21 protein-coding genes are annotated in these 18,514 nt (G+C 71.5%); 10 read left to right on the top strand and 11 right to left on the bottom strand.

Annotated elements, in window-relative coordinates:
* Positions 1-11: 11 nt before the first annotated feature.
* The 4 genes from ACBR40_RS15110 to ACBR40_RS15125 form a co-directional block, all read right to left on the bottom strand.
* Positions 12-962, bottom strand: a complete 951-nt coding sequence (locus tag ACBR40_RS15110) for an alpha/beta hydrolase (protein ID WP_371249087.1) — start codon at positions 960-962, stop codon at positions 12-14.
* A gap of 22 nt (positions 963-984) precedes the next feature.
* Positions 985-1,929: an NADP-dependent oxidoreductase gene (locus ACBR40_RS15115; RefSeq protein WP_344219642.1), complete on the bottom strand. Its 945-nt coding sequence runs from the start codon at positions 1,927-1,929 to the stop codon at positions 985-987.
* A gap of 187 nt (positions 1,930-2,116) precedes the next feature.
* Positions 2,117-2,971, bottom strand: a complete 855-nt coding sequence (locus ACBR40_RS15120; RefSeq protein WP_344219644.1) for a helix-turn-helix transcriptional regulator — start codon at positions 2,969-2,971, stop codon at positions 2,117-2,119.
* Between the two features lie 105 nt (positions 2,972-3,076).
* Positions 3,077-3,532, bottom strand: coding sequence for a helix-turn-helix domain-containing protein (locus ACBR40_RS15125; RefSeq protein WP_344219646.1), 456 nt, complete (start codon positions 3,530-3,532; stop codon positions 3,077-3,079).
* 116 nt (positions 3,533-3,648) lie between these two features.
* On the opposite strand from ACBR40_RS15125, the gene ACBR40_RS15130 reads away from it, so the two are divergent.
* The 3 genes from ACBR40_RS15130 (at position 3,649) to ACBR40_RS15140 (ending at position 6,367) form a co-directional block, all read left to right on the top strand.
* Positions 3,649-4,275 (top strand): LUD domain-containing protein, encoded by a 627-nt coding sequence (locus ACBR40_RS15130; RefSeq protein ID WP_344219648.1) that lies wholly within the window; start codon positions 3,649-3,651, stop codon positions 4,273-4,275.
* Positions 4,276-4,419: 144 nt separating this feature from the next.
* Positions 4,420-5,340 (top strand): NADP-dependent oxidoreductase, encoded by a 921-nt coding sequence (locus ACBR40_RS15135; RefSeq protein WP_344219650.1) that lies wholly within the window; start codon positions 4,420-4,422, stop codon positions 5,338-5,340.
* Between the two features lie 205 nt (positions 5,341-5,545).
* Positions 5,546-6,367 carry a class I SAM-dependent methyltransferase gene (locus ACBR40_RS15140; protein WP_371249088.1) on the top strand — a complete coding sequence of 274 codons (822 nt, stop codon included), beginning with the start codon at positions 5,546-5,548 and terminating at the stop codon, positions 6,365-6,367.
* 129 nt (positions 6,368-6,496) lie between these two features.
* Here the strand turns inward: ACBR40_RS15140 and ACBR40_RS15145 are convergent, their stop codons facing one another.
* Positions 6,497-6,841 (bottom strand): ferredoxin family protein, encoded by a 345-nt coding sequence (locus ACBR40_RS15145; RefSeq protein ID WP_344219654.1) that lies wholly within the window; start codon positions 6,839-6,841, stop codon positions 6,497-6,499.
* The gene (locus tag ACBR40_RS15150; protein WP_344219656.1) at positions 6,838-7,491 is read right to left on the bottom strand and encodes a hypothetical protein; all 654 of its coding nucleotides are present in this window, start codon (positions 7,489-7,491) and stop codon (positions 6,838-6,840) included. Before ACBR40_RS15150 ends, ACBR40_RS15145 begins: the two co-directional genes overlap by 4 nt.
* Positions 7,492-7,604: 113 nt before the next feature.
* On the opposite strand from ACBR40_RS15150, the gene ACBR40_RS15155 reads away from it, so the two are divergent.
* The 4 genes from ACBR40_RS15155 (at position 7,605) to ACBR40_RS15170 (ending at position 9,435) form a co-directional block, all read left to right on the top strand.
* Positions 7,605-8,123 (top strand): MarR family transcriptional regulator, encoded by a 519-nt coding sequence (locus tag ACBR40_RS15155; RefSeq protein ID WP_344219658.1) that lies wholly within the window; start codon positions 7,605-7,607, stop codon positions 8,121-8,123.
* A gap of 79 nt (positions 8,124-8,202) precedes the next feature.
* Positions 8,203-9,021: an SDR family NAD(P)-dependent oxidoreductase gene (locus ACBR40_RS15160; RefSeq protein ID WP_371249089.1), complete on the top strand. Its 819-nt coding sequence runs from the start codon at positions 8,203-8,205 to the stop codon at positions 9,019-9,021.
* 97 nt (positions 9,022-9,118) lie between these two features.
* Entirely contained in the window at positions 9,119-9,283 is a 165-nt protein-coding gene (locus tag ACBR40_RS15165) for a hypothetical protein (protein ID WP_344219662.1), read from the top strand.
* Positions 9,280-9,435: a hypothetical protein gene (locus tag ACBR40_RS15170; RefSeq protein ID WP_344219664.1), complete on the top strand. Its 156-nt coding sequence runs from the start codon at positions 9,280-9,282 to the stop codon at positions 9,433-9,435. Before ACBR40_RS15165 ends, ACBR40_RS15170 begins: the two co-directional genes overlap by 4 nt.
* A gap of 241 nt (positions 9,436-9,676) precedes the next feature.
* Here ACBR40_RS15170 and ACBR40_RS15175 read toward each other — a convergent pair whose 3' ends face one another.
* Complete coding sequence (locus tag ACBR40_RS15175; RefSeq protein WP_344219666.1) at positions 9,677-10,705, bottom strand: LLM class flavin-dependent oxidoreductase; 1,029 nt, start codon at positions 10,703-10,705, stop codon at positions 9,677-9,679.
* Positions 10,706-11,185: 480 nt separating this feature from the next.
* Here ACBR40_RS15175 and ACBR40_RS15180 point away from each other — a divergent pair, with 480 nt between their 5' ends.
* Positions 11,186-11,317 carry a hypothetical protein gene (locus ACBR40_RS15180; RefSeq protein ID WP_344219668.1) on the top strand — a complete coding sequence of 44 codons (132 nt, stop codon included), beginning with the start codon at positions 11,186-11,188 and terminating at the stop codon, positions 11,315-11,317.
* 455 nt (positions 11,318-11,772) lie between these two features.
* On the opposite strand, the gene ACBR40_RS15185 is transcribed toward ACBR40_RS15180, so the two are convergent.
* On the bottom strand, positions 11,773-13,002 hold the full coding sequence (locus ACBR40_RS15185; protein ID WP_371249090.1) for a DUF5685 family protein: 1,230 nt from the start codon (positions 13,000-13,002) through the stop codon (positions 11,773-11,775).
* A gap of 141 nt (positions 13,003-13,143) precedes the next feature.
* Here ACBR40_RS15185 and ACBR40_RS15190 point away from each other — a divergent pair, with 141 nt between their 5' ends.
* Together ACBR40_RS15190 and ACBR40_RS15195 are read left to right on the top strand one after the other, a co-directional pair.
* Positions 13,144-15,162 (top strand): SUKH-4 family immunity protein, encoded by a 2,019-nt coding sequence (locus tag ACBR40_RS15190; protein ID WP_371249091.1) that lies wholly within the window; start codon positions 13,144-13,146, stop codon positions 15,160-15,162.
* Positions 15,163-15,287: 125 nt separating this feature from the next.
* A complete protein-coding gene (locus ACBR40_RS15195; RefSeq protein WP_371249092.1) occupies positions 15,288-15,515 on the top strand; it encodes a hypothetical protein in 228 nt (75 codons plus the stop codon).
* A gap of 51 nt (positions 15,516-15,566) precedes the next feature.
* Here ACBR40_RS15195 and ACBR40_RS15200 read toward each other — a convergent pair whose 3' ends face one another.
* From ACBR40_RS15200 to ACBR40_RS15210, 3 genes are read right to left on the bottom strand one after another with little or no spacing between them, the layout of a single operon-like run.
* A complete protein-coding gene (locus ACBR40_RS15200; protein ID WP_344219676.1) occupies positions 15,567-16,262 on the bottom strand; it encodes a hypothetical protein in 696 nt (231 codons plus the stop codon).
* Positions 16,259-17,209 carry an NAD-dependent epimerase/dehydratase family protein gene (locus ACBR40_RS15205; RefSeq protein WP_371249093.1) on the bottom strand — a complete coding sequence of 317 codons (951 nt, stop codon included), beginning with the start codon at positions 17,207-17,209 and terminating at the stop codon, positions 16,259-16,261. The genes ACBR40_RS15200 and ACBR40_RS15205 overlap by 4 nt, the downstream gene beginning before the upstream one ends.
* Positions 17,206-18,513 (bottom strand): nucleotide sugar dehydrogenase, encoded by a 1,308-nt coding sequence (locus ACBR40_RS15210; protein WP_344219680.1) that lies wholly within the window; start codon positions 18,511-18,513, stop codon positions 17,206-17,208. Before ACBR40_RS15210 ends, ACBR40_RS15205 begins: the two co-directional genes overlap by 4 nt.
* Position 18,514: the final 1 nt, after the last annotated feature.

The raw sequence follows: 18,514 nt of genomic DNA on the forward strand, positions 1-18,514 counted from the left end.
ACGGCTGGGCTCTACAGCGACTTGAGGACGCGGATGCGGTCGGCGGTAGCGCGTTGAGCGACGTCGGCCTTGAAGGCGATCGAATCGAACTCGTGCGGGGCTCCGGGGTGCAGGTGAAACTCCACCGGGACGCCCGCGGAGCTCAGTTTGGCCGCGTACGCGAGGTCCTCATCGCGGAAGACGTCGAGCTGGCCCACCTCGATGTAGGCAGGCGGAAGGCCGGTGGCGTCCTGGAGCCGGGCCGGAGCGGCGACGGGCGGGACACCGGGTCTGCCGGCAGCCCCGCCGAGCAGCGCCGGCCACGCGGTGCGGCTGTCGTCGTAGGACCACAACGCGTACCGCTCGATGTAGGGGTCGGGGGTGGCGGGGCGGTCATCGAGCATCGGCATGATCAGTATCTGGTGGGCGATCTTCGGGCCGCCGCGCTCGCGGGTCAGGATCGCCAGCGCCGCCGCCAGGCCGCCGCCGGCGCTGTCTCCCATCACCGCGATCCGGTCCTGGTCGACGCCCAGTTCGGGAGCGTGGTCGTGCAGCCAGCGCAGCGCGGCATAGGCGTCCTCGAGCGGCGTCGGGAACGGGAACTCCGGCGCGCGGCGATACTCCACCGACAACATCGGCACGCCTGAGGCCGCCACGTAACGGGCGACCGGACCGTTGAACAGGTCGATGTGACCGAAGATGTATCCGCCGCCGTGGAAGAAGACCACGGCCGAGCCCGACGTCGTGCCGTCCTTGACGTACCAGCGCGCCGCGATCCGCGCGCCGTCGGCGGCGGTCACGGTGTGGTCGGTCATCGTGACGTCGGCCGGCATGGGCTGGGCGTTGCTCGCGGCACCGATGATCGGTTCCCAGAAGGCGCGACGCCCTTCGATGTCGCCCACTTCCGGTCGTGTGGCCTCGGCCATCGCCTCAGCCATCGGGGCCAGCGCCTCGGCGATCTCGGGATCCAAAGACAAAGACATGACTGCTTCTCCTGTGAGCGGGTCAGGCGGTGGGCGCGAGGACGACGGTCTTGCCCGGTAGCTCACCCGCGCCGACTTGGGCGTGGAGTGCGGGCAGGTCGGCCAGCGCCACCCGCTGGGCGACGTCGACGCGCAGCTCACCGGTGCCGATACGAGCGACCAGGTCGGCGAGCTGGTCGGCGTCGCTTCGGACGAACAGGTCGATGCCGCGCACACTGCGCTCCTCGTCGGACGGGGCGGGCATCCAGACGGTGGTGTTGACGAGGGCGCCGCCGTCACGGACCAGCGTGACCAGCGCGGCCAGCCGTTCCGGGGCGACCGGCGCGAGGTTGAGCACGAGGTCGACCGGCTCGGTCACCGCCTCCGTCACGTCGGTGGTGGTGTGGTCGATCACCTCGTCGGCGCCTGCGGCCTTGACCCGCTCGGCGCTACGTCGGCTCGCCGTGGCGATGACGTGGGCACGGACCTCCTTGGCCAGCTGCACCGCGTATCCGCCGACCGCTCCACCGGCGCCGTTGATCAGCACCCGCTGACCGGCGGTCAGCTTGCCGTGGTCGAACAGCGCCTGCCACGCGGTCAGGCCCACCAGCGGCAACGCCGCCGCGTCGGCCAACGGGATGTTCTTGGGCGCCCCCGTCAAGATCCCCGCCGGCGCGATCACGTACTCCGCGGCCGCCCCGGGCTCCGTCATCGGCAGGAGGCCGACGACCCGGTCACCGACCGCGACGTCGTCCACGTCGTCGCCAAGCGCATCGACCGTGCCGGCGACGTCGATGCCGGGAGTGTGGGGAAGCTCGACCGGGATCGGGCCCTGCATGTATCCCGCGCGGATGTTGCCGTCGACGCCGTTGAACGACGTCGCGGCGACGCGAATCCGGACCTGACCGGCTCCGGGGGCGGGCTGGGCCACGTCCTCGTGACGCAGGACCTCAGGACCGCCGAACTCGTGGAAACGTACTGCCTTCATTGCAGAACCTGCCTCTGTGAGCGCCGTCGAGTGCTTCGAACGCGAAGCGATCCCGGCGCAGAGGTGACCCTGCGCCCTGCTTCGGGTTGCGAAGGCGTCCAGCCCCGCGTGCCCGAAGCCGCCTGGAGGCAGCCACTGGATTCGCGGTCGCTGGAGACGTCACCTAATTTCGCAGGATCCGGCGCGACTAGCCTGGGCCGGACTGGCCCACCTTGATGATGGACGGTTCTCCCCCGGCGCCGACGATCTCAGCCACACGCGCCGCATCGGCCGAGCCCGGCGCCGCGGTGAGCATCAGAGCCGCCAGATCGTCGCCCGGGATGGCGAGCAGGTTGCCGACGAGCGTGACGGAGCCGCCGTCCGGATGAATGAACGTGGCGCTGCTTTCGTAGGCCGCCACCGGTCGAGGCGCGCGCCACAAGGTGTCGAACAGGCGGCTTCGGCTCCGCATCTCGTCCACCAGCGCGGCAAGCGACGCGTCAGCGGGGTAGCGCAACAGCGCGCTCGTCAGGCGGGCGACCAGGACCGCCTGATGATCGGTCGCGTCTTCCGCAGACTGCTTGAAGCCACTGAACGGGTCGCAGAACGTACGCCAGGCGATGTTCCACTCCCACGGGTCCCCGGTGAGCTCCCAATGCCCCAGGGCCATGAACGCACTGTTCACGGCGACGAGATTCATCGCCGCGTCGGAGACGAACATCGGAGTGTCGGTGAACCGCTCCAGCAGCCGCATCGCACCCGGACCGACCTCGTTCGGCACCTGCCCGTCCGCGGCGGCGTAACCGGCCAGCGCGCAGAGCCGCTCGTACTCCGCCCGTCCGACCCGCAACGCTCGGGCGATGGCGTTCACCACCCCGGCCGACGGATGGCTGCGCCCCTGCTCCAGCCGGCGTACGTAGTCCGCGGACATCCCCGCGAGTTCGCCGAGTTCCTCCCGCCGCAACCCGCGCACCCGCCGACGGCCGATCGGCAGCCCGACAGCCGCAGGCGCCGTACTCTCCCGCAACTGGCGCACCGCGGCACCAAACTCGTGACGTTCCACAGCCCCATTGTGCCCGGACAGTCCAGGCAGCAGGTGGTGGGTGCGGTCGCACCTGCATCGCTCCGCAGCGGCAGCACGTCCCTCTGGCCGCCCGTGCCGCGGAGATCACCTCGTCGAGGGCGGGGCGAGGGGCAGCGAGCCCTGGGCCAGGCCGAGCCGCACTTCGGGCGGACGCCGGGCATCGTAGCGGCCGCGGGCGCCCTCGATGTCGTCGTGGTGCTCCACGGCCCAGTCGACCAGTCCCCAGACCCGCTCGAGCAACGTGCGGCCCAGCGGCGTCAGCTCGTAGTCGACGCGCGGCGGCACCTCGGCGTGGACGCTGCGCGTGACCAGCCCATCGCGTTCGAGCAGGCGCAGGGTGGAGGTCAGCATGCGCTGGCTGATACCGGGGACGGCGCGCCTGAGCTCGTTGAAGCGGCGCGGGCCGGCTCCGAGCTCGTTGACGACCGACAGGGTCCACTTGTCCCCCACGCGGTTCAGGATGTCGCGGACCTGGCAGGTCATCTCGTCGCGCGCCTTGAGCACGGAGCTCGCGCCGCTGGCGGGTCTGTCGGCGTGCAAGGGTTCCCTCCACTTCACCGAGGCAGGAAAAAGTGCCTACTTCCGGTAGGGATTAAGCGTTCTCAGAATGGTGCCGGTTACCAGTCGGAACCATCTCTCATCTCAGGGGATACATCATGTCCGTGCAAACTGTCGTGCCCGACGAGACGTTCGCCGCCCCCGCGCCCGCCGCGCGACTGGACCGCGCGACCGCCGCGCTGCGTGACAACGGCTTCATCGTGCACGTCGTGGACAGCGCCGCCGAGGCCCGCACTCTCGTCACCGGGCTGATCCCCGGCGACGAGAGCGTCTTCACCACCTCCAGCGAGACTCTCCGGCTGTCCGGCATCGCCGCCGATCTCGACGAGTCGGGCCGGTTCGCCTCCGTCCGGGCCGCGGCCGAGGACCCCAAGGGAGACGTGCAGGCTGTCGTCCGCCTCGGCGCCACGGCCGAGTACGTCGTGGGCAGCGTGCACGCGGTGACGGAGGAGGGCCACGTGGTCATCGCCTCGGCCAGCGGCAGCCAGCTCGCGCCGTACGCGTCGGGGGCGCGCAAGGTCGTCTGGGTGGCCGGCGCCCAGAAGGTGGTGCCGGATCTGGAGACGGCGTTGCGGCGGGTCCGCTCCTACAGCCTGCCGCGCGAGCACCGGCGCCTCCAGGAGTTCGGGCAGTCGTCGTTCATCGGCAAGATCCTCATCGTGGAGCGCGAGGCCCTGCCGGAGCGGACCACGGTCGTGCTCGTGCGTGAGCCGATCGGGTTCTGAGCGCGCACGGCGGCCCGGCCGCCCGGCGCACTCGTACGGCTGTCCCCTCCGAGGACAGCTCACCCGGACACGCGCTCGACGGCCATTCCGAGAATCCTACCTGTTTGATTGGTTATTCTGGGCGCACGAACGGTAGGAGGTCCGATGCCCAAGGCATATGTGTTCACCCAGTACGGCGGCCCGGAAGTGGAGGCGTTCGCCGAGGTCGAACGGCCGGTCCCCGGTGCCGGACAGGTCCTGGTCGCGGTACGGGCGGCCGGGGTCAATCCCGTCGACTGGAAGAGGCGGACGGGCTACCGTCCGCCGGGCGCCCCGGCCGCGGACTTCCCGGCCGTGTTCGGGGGCGAGGTCTCAGGGGTGGTCGAGCAGGTCGGGGACGGCGTCGAGGAGTTCGCGGTCGGTGACGCGGTCTTCGGCAACCCCGTCAGCGGCGGCTACGCCGAGTACGCGCTGCTTCCGGCCGGGCTGACCGCGCGCAAGCCCGACGGCCTGTCGTTCGCGGACGCGGCGACACTCCCCATCGCGGCGGCGACGGCGTACGACGGCGTGCATCAGCTGGCGCTCCCACCCGGCGCCACCTTGCTGATCACCGGCGTCGGGGGCGGGGTCGGGGTGGCGGCGGCGCAGATCGCGCAGCACACCGGTGTGAGGGTGATCGGCACCGCCGGCGCCGGCAAGAAGGACTTCGTCGAGGCGCTCGGCGCGGTCCACGTCGAGCCGGGGCCGGATGTCGCGGACCGGATCCGGGACGCCGCGCCGGAAGGCGTCGATGCGATCTTCGACCTGGTCGGCGGCAGCGCGCTGGAGGAGGTGGCCGGTGTCCTGGCGGATCGGTCGAAGCTGATCACCGCGGCCGATCGGGAGACGGTCGCGCGGCTCGGCGGCTCGCCGGTCCGGCGGGCCCGTGACCGGACGGTGCTCGACGCGGTTGCGAACCTGGCGGTGGAGGGGGTGCTACGGCCGTTCGTCACCCAGACCTTCCCCCTTGCGCAGGCACCCCAGGCGTTGCGCACGGTGGAGGGCGGCCACGCGCGCGGCAAGATCGTGATCGAGCTCGGCGCATGAGCGGTGCCCGCGCAGGGCTCCGCGGCCGGAGTCGTCGTGGGTGAGCAGGAGCCCGGCGAAGTCGTGCTCGCCACGCAGGCGGAAGCCAGGCCTGGCCACCGGACGACTCCGCGGGTCAGGCCCGCCCCCGATCGGCGAGGCCGCCCTTCGCCCCGGGAGTCGAGCCCGGCCAGGACGCGCGGCGGCACTGCGCCATGGTGATCCCATGACCAGCGAGGTCAGGTTCGAGCCCGGCCTGTACCAGGGCACCGCCGGATATTACGACCGGTTCCGGCTCCCCTATCCCGGCCCGATGCTGGCCGACCTGGCCCGCCGGGCAGCCCCGTCAGGCCGCGGACGCCTGCTCGACCTGGCATGCGGCACCGGCCAGCTCGCCTTCCCGCTGAGCGGCCTGTTCGCAGAGGTCTGGGCCGTGGACACCGAACCCGGCATGACCGATGTGGTCCGCGCCAAGGCGCTCGCCACCGCCGCGGACCACATCCAAGCGATCACCGCGAGCGCCGAGGACCTGCGCGCCGAGCCGGGCGGCTTCGAGCTGGTCGTCATCGGCAACGCCTTCCACCGGCTCCGCCGCGAAGAGGTCGCCGAACGTGCCCGCGCGTGGCTCGGACCCGGCGGCTGCCTGGCGCTGTGCTGGTCGACCTCCCCCTGGGCCGGTCCCCGGGAATGGCAGCGGGTGCTCGCCGGCATGCTGCGCACCTGGCAGAACGCCCTCGGCGCAGCCGAGCGCGTCCCGTCCGGCTGGGATCAGGCGCGGCGGCGGCTGCCTGACCACGAGGTGCTGTCCCGCGCCGGGTTCGAGCCGGCCGGACGCCACGAGTTCCCCGTCGAGCACCGCTGGACGATCGCCGAACTCGCCGGACACGTCCGATCGACCTCGTTCCTGCCGCCCTCGGTGCTCGCCAGCCACGCCGCCGAGTTCGACGCCGGCCTCACGGCTGTGCTCAGCCGTCACACGGCCGACGGCCGTCTCACCGAAACGGTCAGTTTCGCCTATGAGCTGGCCCGCAAGCCGGATTCGGAGTGATCTCCCGCTTCCGGCACGTTGGCCGGGTCGCCACGACGGCCCGCCCCGGACGCGCAGGGCGGGCACGGCGGGCACGGCGGCCCGATCCCGGAGGCGGCTCCAGTGACGAGCACGACCGGCGCTTCCCCGTCACGAGATGATCGCCTGCGACGTCGCGGGCAGCACCGGCCCGATCGCCCGCCGGGCGCCCGGGGTGCGTCCGTGTCCCCAGCCGATCTGCCGGCGGTATCCGCCCAGCAGCCCCCGCTCGGTCAGTTCCGTCACATCGGGTGGCTCCGGGAGTGGGTGCGCGGCCGGGGCCACGTAGAGGGCGTCCACCGGGCAGTACGCCTCGCACATGAAGCATGTCTGGCAATCGCCCTGCCGTGCGATCAGCGGCACCCCGTCGTCCCCGCGCACGAACACGTCCGTCGGACAGGCCTCGATGCATTTGTCGCAGGCGATGCACCGGTCGCGCAGGACGATCTCGATCATGACGCCACCGCCAGGGGCCACCTGGTCTCCGGCAGCACCCAGATCTCGTCGAGCCCGCCGGAGATCAGCCGGTGGTGCTGGGCGGGATCGGAGCCGGGGTGGTCGGCGCGCTTGTGCATGCCGCGGCTCTCGGTCCTGGCCAGCGCGCTGGCGTACATCCACCGGGCGTGGGCCGCCATCGCGGCGGCCGAGCGGGCGCGCGCGGCGTCAGGGCCGCCGGCCCGCAGGCCCTGCCTGGCCCGCTTCCAGGTCTCGTCGAGCGCGGCCAGCGCGGGCGCGAGCCGGTCGCCGTGGCGCAGGTAGTTCTTCTCGTACGGCAGCACCTCGGCCTGGACCGCCTCGATGATCTCGCGGTGCCCTGCGCGGTCGCCGCCTGTCGGCCGCAATCCGGCGCCGCCCGCCCCGCGCACGGCTCGCGTGGCCGCCCGTGCGCCCAGAGCGCGAGCGTGACGGGCCGCGGACTGCCCCGCCCAGGTGCCGGACGACATCGCCCAGGCCGCATTGTGGCTGCCGCCGCCGGTGAAGCCACCGCAGATCGGTTCCCTGGTGGCGGCGTCGCCGGCCGCGTACAGGCCGGGGACGGAGGTGGCGCAGTCGTAGCCGGTCAGGCGGATCCCGCCGGTCCCGCGTATGCCGGAAGGACGCTGCATAGCGCTCGGCGTTGGCGACCAGCTCGTCGGTGATGCTCATCGGACCTCCCTGTACCGGTCCTCCCACCATTACCTGCAATTCCGACATGGTAAAATAGGGATTCGCGCGAAGGGTGCCCCCGCAGGCGGCGTTCTACGATGGCATGGTGAGTCATTCCGACCGGGCGGCACTGGCCCGGCTCGAGGTAGCGGTGTCGGCTGTGGTGCGGTGGAGTGAGAGCAGGCCCGTCAAGGCCGAGGTGGCACGTCGCTCGGGGTGCGATCTTTCCGGCAGCGAACTGCGCCTGCTGGAGCACTTCGACGTCGCCGAACCGATGCGCGTCTCCGACATCGCCGAGTGCCTGAACATTGACATGTCGACGGTCTCGCTACAGCTACGCAGGCTCCGCGCCGACGGCCTCGTCACACGGATCCCAGACCCGAACGACCGCAGGGTCAGCCTCATCGCCATCACCGACGCAGGCCGCGCCGCCGTGGCCCAGGTCCGCGCCACGCGGCGCGACCTGCTCCAGGACATCCTCTCCGGCACCGACCCGGCCGAGCTCGACCGAGCCGCCGACGTCCTGCTGCGAGTGCAGGAGCACATGCTCGACGGCATGCGCGCCACGCTTGGTCTCACCCATCCTCACTGACCCGGACGAACGGGACCGCTTGCGGCCCGGCCACGACAGATGCTTTGATTTCTCAAAATAAATGAGTGGAGGGGGCTTGATGGCCACAGCAGTGATCACCGGCGGGAACGACGGCATCGGCAGGGCGCTGGCCGACACCTATCTGGAGCGCGGACACCAGGTCCTCGTCATCGGCCGCGACCGCGGGAAGGGCCAGGCCTTCCTCGACGCCGCCACCGGGCACGGCGCGGGCGACCGCGCCCGTTTCCTGCAGGCGGACCTGAGTCTCGTCACCGAGAACGAGCGTGCCCTCGCCTGGATCACCCGAAACTACCCGAGCATCGACGTCCTCGTGCTCGGCGCGCGGTACCACCGCTCGAACCGCGTGGAGACCGCAGAGGGATTCGAGAGCAACTTCGCGCTCTACTACCTCAGCCGGTTCCTGCTCAGCCACGGCCTGGTCGGGCCGCTGAGCCGGGCACCACACCCGGTCATCCTCAACTTCGGCGGAGCCGGCCAGACCGGCCCCGTACGCTGGGACGACCTGCAACTGCGGCGCGACTACCCGGGGACCGGCGCACTGGGCCACAGCGCGAAACTGTGCGATCTGCTGGGCGTCAGCTTCACGCGGATCCACCACGACACACCCATCCGGTACGTGCTCAACCATCCCGGCGTCGTCACCACCAGCTTCGCCGGCGAATACGACCAGGCAACCGCAGCCCAGATAGAACGCCTGAGAACCATCGGCAAGACCACCGCACAGGCGGTCGCACAGATCCTGCCCTACCTCGACGATCCGCCCGCGCGACTGACCGCGGTCCTGGAAGGCGAACGCGTTCCCACCGACACCGGCGCCTTCGACCCCGCGGAGGCGACCCGCCTGCACGAGATCACCCAAAAGCTCCTGGCAGGATAATCGAGCTGCCGCTCAGACCGCGGCTGTCCGCGCCGCCGGCGGCAGCGGCGGGGAGCCGGCGGCGACCAATCCGGCGATCGGTGACACCAGGGTCCTGGTGGATGGCCTGGGCACCAAGAAGCAGGCCCGCGCCGTACGCAGGAAGGCCGGCTTCCTCTTCTCCAACGCCGACTCGCAGATCATCATGCCGGCCGTCGCCGAGGACGTGGCGATCGGCCCGCGTCGGCCCGCGCGACCGCGGCCTGCCGGTCCTGCCCGATGAACACGTTCGGCGTCCACGTCCCCGGGGACAGCCTGTTGCACCGGCTGCCCGCCGGCGCGAAGTTGCTCACCCTGCTCGTCGTGATCGTCGGCGGGGTGCCGAGAGGGCAGCGCATGCCTCTCCCAGCGCGCCTGGCCGGCATCGCCTGCTGAACAGGAGCAGCACGGGGCGGCCGCTGCCGTTCCCGTTCGGCGACCCCCTCGCGGACCACGGGGATCACCTGCCGGCCGAAGTCGATGGCGTCGCCCAGGATGTCGTAGCCGCGGGCCGAGAGGATCTCGACGCCGCCTCCCTGGAGCAGATCGCCTGCGTGGCGGGAGTAGGCTCCGTCCCGATCCCGCCGCCCGGGCGGAGCGGCTGTTCCGGCTCGCCGTGGCGGGCCTGACCCGCAGGTCAGCGCAGCTCGGCGCGAATGACCGGCACCACCTCGGCGAAGAAGCGCTCCAGGTGGCCCCGCGTGGTGGCGGCGTCGGTGAAGAAGAAGCCCTCGAAGCCGACGCCGAACAGGTCGTTGCCGAAGTCGGCGTGCAGGGCGAGCAGCTTGTCGGTGATCTGCGCGGGACTGCCGATCAGCGCCGAGCCGCGGGCGACGAAGTCCTCCAGGCTGTCGTAGGAGAAGCCGTTGCTCGCGGCGACCGGTTGCCGGCGGAAGCGTTCGAACGCCGGGCGGGCCAGCTCGTAGGCGTCCTGGGAGCGGGTGGCGATCACCGGCGAGTGGGCGCCCAGCCCCAGGGGGATCGCCGCGGGGTCGTGGCCGTGGTGTGCCAGCCGCTCCCGATAGTGCCGGACCAGCTCCAGGTAGTGCGCGGCGGGCTTGAAGCCGTTGGCAGAGTACAGCGGGTCGCCGAAGGCGGCGGCCAGCTCGGTGGAGCGCCGGCTGGAGGCAGAGCCGTGCCACACGCGGGGGGCGGGCCGCTGGAAAGGGCGCGGCCGGGTCGTCACCTCGTCGAGAGGCGGGCGGAATCGTCCTGACCAGGTGACCCGCTCCTCACGCCACAGCCGCCGCAGCAGCTCGTACGCCTCGGCGAGCCGGTCCCACTGCTCCTCCTCGCGCGCCCCGAAGAGCTTCAGTGACGGCGCGTCGTTGCCCTTGCCGATGATCAGCTCCAGGCGGCCGTCGCTGAGGTGATCGAGCATGGCGTAGTCCTCGGCCACCCGCACCGGGTCGTTGAGCGACAGCACGGCCACCGTGGTGAACAGCCGGATGGTCGACGTCCGCGCGGCGATGTGCGACAGCAGCACCGCCGGGGACGGGGACAGGAACGCAGGGTTGTGCCGCTCCCCCACGCCGAAGCCGTCGTAGCCGACCCGCTCGGCCCACACGGCGAGCTCGACCGTAGCGCGTAACCGGTCGTGCTCGCTCTCCCCGGACAGCGACAGCGCCGGATCGTTCGACAACAGCGTGCTGGCGAGGAACTTCACGATCGCCCCATTTACTATAAAGTCTACCTGAAATAAGTATTATACGGAGGAGGGGCGACGGAGGACCATCCCGCTCGAAACACAGCTCCGTGCTGTGAGCTGCGGCCGATGCGACCGCAGCACCGCAGGCAGGAAGTGAGCGCGCGCCCTGCAGCGCGGTGGTCTCGGGCCTCGGCGAGCACGAGATCGACGGCGACTTCAGCGGCGACCGCAACTGCACGGATCGACGAACGCCACATCAGCAGACGTCGACGTGAAGTACCGGATCTGGGACGCAGCGATAGAGAACGTCATCCCGCGACGCCGAGCGGCACCAATCGAGCCGACTCATCATCCGTGGGTCGCGGGTTCAAGTCCCACCCGCCCTACTCACCAATACCACGTTCGACCTGGGGTTTCTCGGTTGTCGCCGGCCTCTGATCTCGCTGTTCGTCACCGCGGAGCGCCGAACTGGCGGGCCTGCGGGATGGTCGTGGTGACGTGCAGGACGACGCGGTCGGTCAGGCAGACGTGCTGGTGCGGGACGTCGCCGGGAAACCGGGCGAAGTCGCCGGCCGCCAGCTCGACCTGGTCATCGATGGGCCGGTACGGAGCCGGCCACTGATCGCATAGACGTGGTGCAACGCGCCCAGGGTGTGACCCGGCACAGGGCCGCCGGCCTTGCCGCGCTCCAGCCGCATCACGAGAGTGTGCACGTAACCGGACCCATAGGTCTGATTCAGCATGCGCTCCGACCAGCCGCCCCGCTCCTCCCACGCTGCATCACCCTGGCGTTGCACATAGACCGCGCTGCCCCACTCGGTCAGCAACTGCCGGGGCAACCCAACGGCCGCGCGGCGGAGTTGTCCACGCTGGCCGGGCGGCTCCTGTCCTGAGCCTGCAATGGGGCGGCAAACCCGGTACCTGTCTGCTGACGGAGGCATTCGGCGACCTGGCCGTACCCGAGGGGCTACAGATCGAGGATCAACGCTTCGATCTGCTGCAAGGCACACGGTGCCGCGAGTCCTCTACCGCGTTCCCCGGGGTGCCTGGCCTCGGCAGTGAGCAGTCGCAGCCGTCGACCGCAGCTAGCAGTCGCAGCTGCAGCCGTCGCAACCACAACCGCAACCGCCGTCCTCGCCCGAGCAGCAGGAACAACAGTTGCCGCAGTTGCTGCAGCACTCATAACCGGAACAGTCGAAGCGCTCGCAGCAGGAGCCTTCGCGGTCCTCGTCCCAGGCGGGCCGGTACAGGCCGCAGGTGCAGCAGGTCAACGCGGCGCACGCCAGCGACAGCAGCCCGCCGGGATCCCGCTTCGGCGGCCGTCGTCCCGGCGGTGCGCCGGGATCGCCGGGCGGGTGGCCCGGTGAGTGGCCCGGTGTATGCCCCGGTGAGTGACCGGGGCCGTGATCGGGGCCGTGCGTTCCTGCGGCGGTTTGCGATCCGGCGGTGGCGAAGGCTCGGGAGACGGCGTTGCCGGTTTCCCGTACCAGTAGGGCGCGGGTCAGGGCCGGGCGAGGCAGGTCGAGCGCATCCACGGCGGCGCGCAGGTCGGCGTGCGCGGCGTCGCAGTGGCGGCGCGCCTCGGCCAGGCCGGTGCCGGTGGCGGCCAGCGGGTTGTACGCCCCGGACGCCCGGTCGTCGGCCAGGTCCTCCACCGCGTCGATCAGGTGGGCCAGCCTCCCGAACCCGCGACCGGCCGCCTCCAGGGCCTCGCGGTTGTGCGGCTTGCCCGCGAGCACCCCCGTGTGCGCGAACGCCGCCGCAACAGCGTCCTCGGTGGGTCCCGTCAACTCTCGTAATCCGGGGGCCGCGCCGCTGCCCGGGGGCCTCTGGGCGGGGACGCGTTCCAGGAGGGCCTGGCGGGCGGCCGCCGCCGTCAGCGGGGTGGGGTCGAAGCCCAGCGTGCCGGCCGTGGCCGTACCGGCGGAGGACCAGCGGCCCGCCAGGCGGGTGGCGCCGGCGGCCACAGGGCGCCGGGCGTACATGCCGTCGCCGTCCGCCACGTGGTCGTTCACCTTGCCGGCCGCCAGGAGCAGCGACACCGAGGCCGCCAGCCGTACCCCCTCGGACTCCACCACGTCGGCGCCCTTGAAGCCGCGCAGCGCGCACGGGCCCGCCTTCCGGCGCGACGTGGGCGCGGACGTCTGAGCCTCGGTCAGGACGGACACGAGCAGGCCGTCATAGTTGGTCACCAGACGGGACAGGTGTCCGTGCTCGTCGCGGAGGGCCAGGCAGAGTCCGCACAAGTGGCCCATCCAGTCCGCGTAGAGCCCTTTGCACAGGACGTGCCGACACGGGCGGACAATGCCGAACATACGTCCCCTTATGATCACAACGGTGAGCCAACCGTAGCATCAGGCCGTCAACGGCCTGTCGCCGCGCATCGGTCCCGCGCCGCTCCGGCCGGCGGGTGCGCCGGGGTGGCGTCGCGGTCCTGGCCTAAACTCGTCGCCACCATGGAAGTGCCGCGCGATCTCCCCTCCCCCCTCCTCACCGCGTTCCAGGTCGTCGGCCTGCCCTGGCCGGACGTGCGGATCGCGCACTTCGACGGTGTGCTGGCCGAGCTCGGCGAGCGCCCGGAGGCGCAGCTGCTGCGTGAGCACGTCGGCAGGCTGCGGAAGATCCAGGACGCGTTCTTCGAGCACCTGCGCGAGCTGGCCGACGATCACGACGACGACCGCATGAGGCTGGTCCGGCACAAGGACGAGCCCTGCGTGACGGGGATACGAGAAGACTGGGCCGAGACCGCGGCGTCGATGCCCGAGTTCCACGCGGCCATCGCGACGTTCGTCCGAGCGCTCCTGGGCGAGCCGCCCGCGGTCCCCGACTACCTGGCGGCCGTGCCCGCCTGGGTGGAGGCGCGCCCCGGACGCGGTATCCGCGACGAGCCCACCGCCGGTCGCGCCCCCGCCGCGGACGCCCTGCTGCGCTGGCGGGAGGACCCCTACGGGCCGCGGATCTGCGTGGTCACCGGCTCGCCCGCCGCCGGCAAGACCCGGCTGCTGTCCTGGTTCAGCTACTCCGGCATCTGGGACTGGTCGGGCTACCCGGGCCCCGGCGAGGCGGCGATGCGCCTGCGCGGCATGGACGTGGACGACGCCGTGGGTGAGCTGGCCGGGCAGTTCAAGCTCGACGGCGCCGACCTGGCCGCCCTCGACCGGCCCGTGCTCGTCACCGTGGCCGACGCCCACCGGAGCAACGATCCCGAGCGCGCGTTCGCCGAGCTCGTCCTTCCCCTGGCCGTCAACCCGCACGTCCGCCTGCTCGTGGAGCTCAGTCACCCGGACGCCGCGGTCGGTCTCGGCCCGCCGGCGTACGTCCTGGACCTGGACGACCCGCGGGCCACCGACCGCGCCGCCTTCACCGCCTGGTACGACGCCGAACGGGTGGAGCGCTCACCGTTCACCGCCGGCCAGGTCTACCCGTCGCCGGGGCTCGCCGCGCTCGCCGCCCGGGCCGGGGGCGCCGACCCGGGCCCTGACCTGCCGATGGACGTACGGGTGGCGCGTGCCTGGCTGGACGGTCTGTCGCCGGAGGCCCGCGCCGCCGCCGGCACGCTGGCCCTCGCCTTCGCCCCGATCGGCCCGTACACGTGGCGGTTGCTGCACTGCGGCCGGCACCGCGACGATCCGGAGGCCGCCGCCCGCGGCGTGGCGGAGGCCGCGGACCGGCTGCCCCTGGCCGAGCCGCGCCTGCCCGCGTACGCCATCGGCCTGCCCTCCCTGGCCGAGGCCGTCGCCCCGCCGGCGGCGGCGCACGGGGAGCTGGCCGCCGTCATGCGCGGCTGGCCGGTCTCGGCCGAGCTGTCCCCGCCCGCGTACGTCAGCGATCACCTGGCCCATCACGAGCGCCTGGCGGGCGAACCCGACGCCATCACCCCGCTCCCGCTCCGCCGCCCGCCGACCAGGGTCACGCGCGAGCTGCTGGAAGACCTGTACGGCCCGGAAGGCGTCGTCCGGCCGCACGACGACGAAATCCACCCCGCGATCACGCACGCGCCCACCCGCCGCTTCCTGGCCGAGGTCGGCCTGCCCGTGGACGGCCTCAACCAGCCCGGCTGGACGGGCGAGCATCGCCGCTTCGCCGAGCCCCTGACCGAGTTCTGGCCCGGCAGCGTGGACGAGCTGCGCGCCTGCGCGGGCCTGCCGGACGAGCTCGGCGCGCTGTTCATGCTCGACGGGCCGGGCACCTGGTACCTCTTCCTCGACGGCCGCACCGGCGTGGTGTACGAGGCGCACGAGGAGCTGGACACCGCCCGCGTCGCCCACCGCGACGTCGAGTCGTACGCCTATTTCGTGTACGTCATCCATCGGGAGCGCAGGCTGTGGTGCGAGGGCCGCGACGCCCACCGCGAGGCGGCCTACTGGTGCGCCGACGACCTGGCGCTGGAGCTGCACACGTACGAGCCGGAGGCCATGGCGGGCGACGACGCCCTCTGGCCGCCGACGCTGGAGGACTACACGCTCCTCACCTAGAGTCGCGCGAGTCGATCTTCGGCCGGAAGGAGGATAGACGCGATGGAAGCGCCCCTATACAACGGAGATCGCGACGCGAGGACGCGTCGCCTCCGCTTACCGCCGTGAGGAGTGCGATGACGTCCATGACCAGACGCCTCACCATGCTGATCGCGACAGTGGGGGTGGCCGGCGCGACTTTGGCGGCAGTGCCCGCCGCGGCCAGTGCCAGCCCCGACAGTTTCAATGACGGCATGGGGTGCTATGCCGTGTTCGACACCGTTTACAAGCGGTTCCACTCGCTGGGTTTCAACGACGACTACTCCACCAGAATGGCCGAAGCCGCCTTCAACAACTGCCAGTCCGCGACCTGACGGTGGTGTCCCCGGGCTGGGCCTGCTCCGACCGGCCCGGGGACACGTGTCTCAGATCTTCGACAGCACCCGGTCGGTGACGAAGCAGAGCATGCCGAATTCGTGCGCCCTGCGATAGGCGAACTCGGTGAGCTCCTCGTCCTCGGCGTAATCGAGGGCGTACACGTCGATGTCCATGCCGAGCAGCCGCTCGGCGTATTCCGCGTGCACTTCGAGCACGTCGTCCGGCCACGGCCCGTACGACTCGGTGTCCACCCACCGGGCGGAGAACGACTCGAAGAGGATGCCGTCCACCAGGTCGGCGAGCTGCGGCAGCAGCCCGAACCCCCGGTTGGCGAGCAGGTAGTCGGGCTTGGCCTCCTCCCTGATGGCCGCGATGAGGTAGAGCAGGTGCGGCAGGTCCTCGGGGTAGTTGAACTCGATGTTCAACGTGTCGAGGAACAGGCCGCTGAACCCGCCCGCCATCGCGCTCGTGGCCTGGCCCACCACATGCGCCACCCACCCGGGGTGGCCTGTGTACACGAACGCGCCGCCCCAGTCCGGGTTGCGCTCCTCACGCTGCCACGGCGCCGGCGGGCCGACGTCCTCGGTCAGCGACAGGTAGCCCAGCGTCTGCACGCCGCGCTCGCGCAGGAGGTCGAGCTCCTGCCTGCTGTAGAAGTCCGGCTGGAGCACGACCTTGTCGAACCTCGACAGCCGCTCCAGCTCCCCCGCCCCGTAGTAGAACGCGATGGGCTCCCTGGTCATGGCTTCCACGATTCCTGGTACCAGGCGAACGTCCTGCGCACGCCCTCCTCCAGAGCGACGCGCGGCTCGTACCCGGTCAGCTCGCGCAGCAGCGTGAGGTCGGGGCAGCGGCGTGCGACCGAGCCCGCGGGCGCGGGCACGTCGTCGATGGCGGGGCTCACCTCGGCGATCCGCAGGACGAGCTTGGCCAGGTCGCCGATGTTGGTCTCGGCGTCGTTGCCGATGTGCACGATCCGCCCCATGGCGCGCGGCTCGGCCATCAGCCGGACCATCGCCTCGACGGCGTCGTCCACGTAGCAGAAGGCCCTGCTCTGGTCCGCGCCGTAGAGGCGGAACGGGTCCTCGCCGCGCATCGCGCGCAGCGACAGCTCGGGGATGACGTGGTCGGCGCCCATGCGGGGGCCGTAGACGTTGTGGAAGCGGCCGATGACGGCCTCGAAGCCCTTGGCCCGCGCCGTGTGCAGCACGGCCGCCTCGCCGAGCATCTTGCTGATGGCGTAGGTGTAGCGCGGCGAGGCCACGTCCTCGATCACCAGCGGCACGTCCTCGGCCGTGGGCACGGGCACCAGGCCGGTGGTCACGCCGCCCGCGTACGCCTCGCTGGTGGAGGCGAAGAACAGCTTGTCGCCCGGGCGCAGCCAGTCGAGCAGGTGCATCATCGCCAGCGTGTTGACCCTGATCACCCGGGCCGGGTCCTTCTCGACGTTGCGCACGCCGACGACCGCGGCCAGCATGTAGATCTGGTCCCAGCCCGGCTCGATCGCGGCGTAGGAGGCCGGATCGGTCAGGTCGGCCGAGCGCACCTCGACGTCCAGCGCGGTCAGCTCGTCGTCGCGGCGGCCACGGGAGAAGTCGTCGATGACGGTGACGGCGTGGCCGTCCGTGCGGAGCCTGCGGGCCAGGTGCAGCCCGATGAAACCGGCCCCGCCCAACAGCAGGACTTTCATACCGTCGTCTCCTCCTTGGCCACGTAGCCGATTCCGGCGTAACGTACGCCGTTCCTGATGACCGCGGCCTCGTCGAGGATGCGCCACGAGTCGAAGATGACGCGCAGGTCCGAGGAGCCGAGCATGGTCTCGGCCTCAAGGGCGCGGTAGTCGGGGTGGTCGTTGATCACGATCATCGCGTCGGCGTCGGCGAAGGCCTTGTCGAGGCTGACGGGCTCGCCGCCGTACTCGCGGATGACCTCGTCGGAGACCAGCGGGTCATGGCCGCTGACCACGAGGCCCGCGGCCCTGAACAGCGGCATCATGTCGGCGATGGGCGTGCCGCGCATGTCGTCGGTCGCGGGCCAGCCCTTGTAGGCCCAGCCGAGCACCGACAGCCTGACGCCCTCGGTCCGGCCGACCGTCTCGCGCACCAGCTCCACGACACGCTCGGCGACGTGCGCGGGCAGCCGCTCGTTGAGCTTGCGCGCCTGGCCCACCAGGTACGGGCTCCGCGACGTGCTCGCGATCATCAGGTACGGGTCCTTGGACAGGCAGCCGCCGCCCACGTAGCCGGGCTTGGCCAGGTCGGGGCGCGGATAGTCGAGGTTCGTGGCCCTGATGACCTCCAGCGGGTCGAGCCCGTGCTGCTCGGCGATGAGCGCCAGCTCGTTGCCGAAGGCGTAGATCAGGTCGGTGTGGCAGTTGTTGGACAGCTTGACCATCTCGGCCGTCTCGATGCTGGAGACGGGCACGATCTGGTCGGCCAGGCCGCTGAACACCTCGATGCCGGCCCGCAGGCTCTCCTCGTCGAGCCCGCCGATCACCTGGGGCAGCTCGACCAGCTCGCGCAGCGCCTGACCCTGGATGGTGCGCTCCGGCGCCATGACGAGCTTGGCCTTGCCCCAGCGCGCGGTCAGCGCGGGCAGCACGACGGCCCGGCTGGTGCCGATCGGCACCGTGCTGCGCACGACGACCAGGGTGTCGGGCCCGCAGCGCTCGGCGACGTCCTGGGCGGCGTCCGCGAGGTTGCGCAGGTCGGGCGTGCCGGTGGACAGGTCCACGGGCGTCGAGACCGACAGGATCGCCGCGTCGAGCCGCAGGTTCTCGGGCAGCCGGTCGGAGATGAAGACGGTGCTGCCGAGGTGCTCGGCGAAGGCCTCCTCGACGCCGGGCTCGTACACGTGGATGCGGCCGTTGGACAGCGCCTCGACCACCCGGGGGCTGGCGTCCACGCCGTACACGGTGTAGCCCTTGCGGGCCAGGGCGGCGGTCAGCGTCAGGCCCACGTAGCCCATGCCGATCACGCCGACTGTCTTCGGCATC

This window comes from Nonomuraea sp. AD125B (assembly GCF_041402765.1).
Lineage (GTDB): Bacteria > Actinomycetota > Actinomycetes > Streptosporangiales > Streptosporangiaceae > Nonomuraea > Nonomuraea bangladeshensis.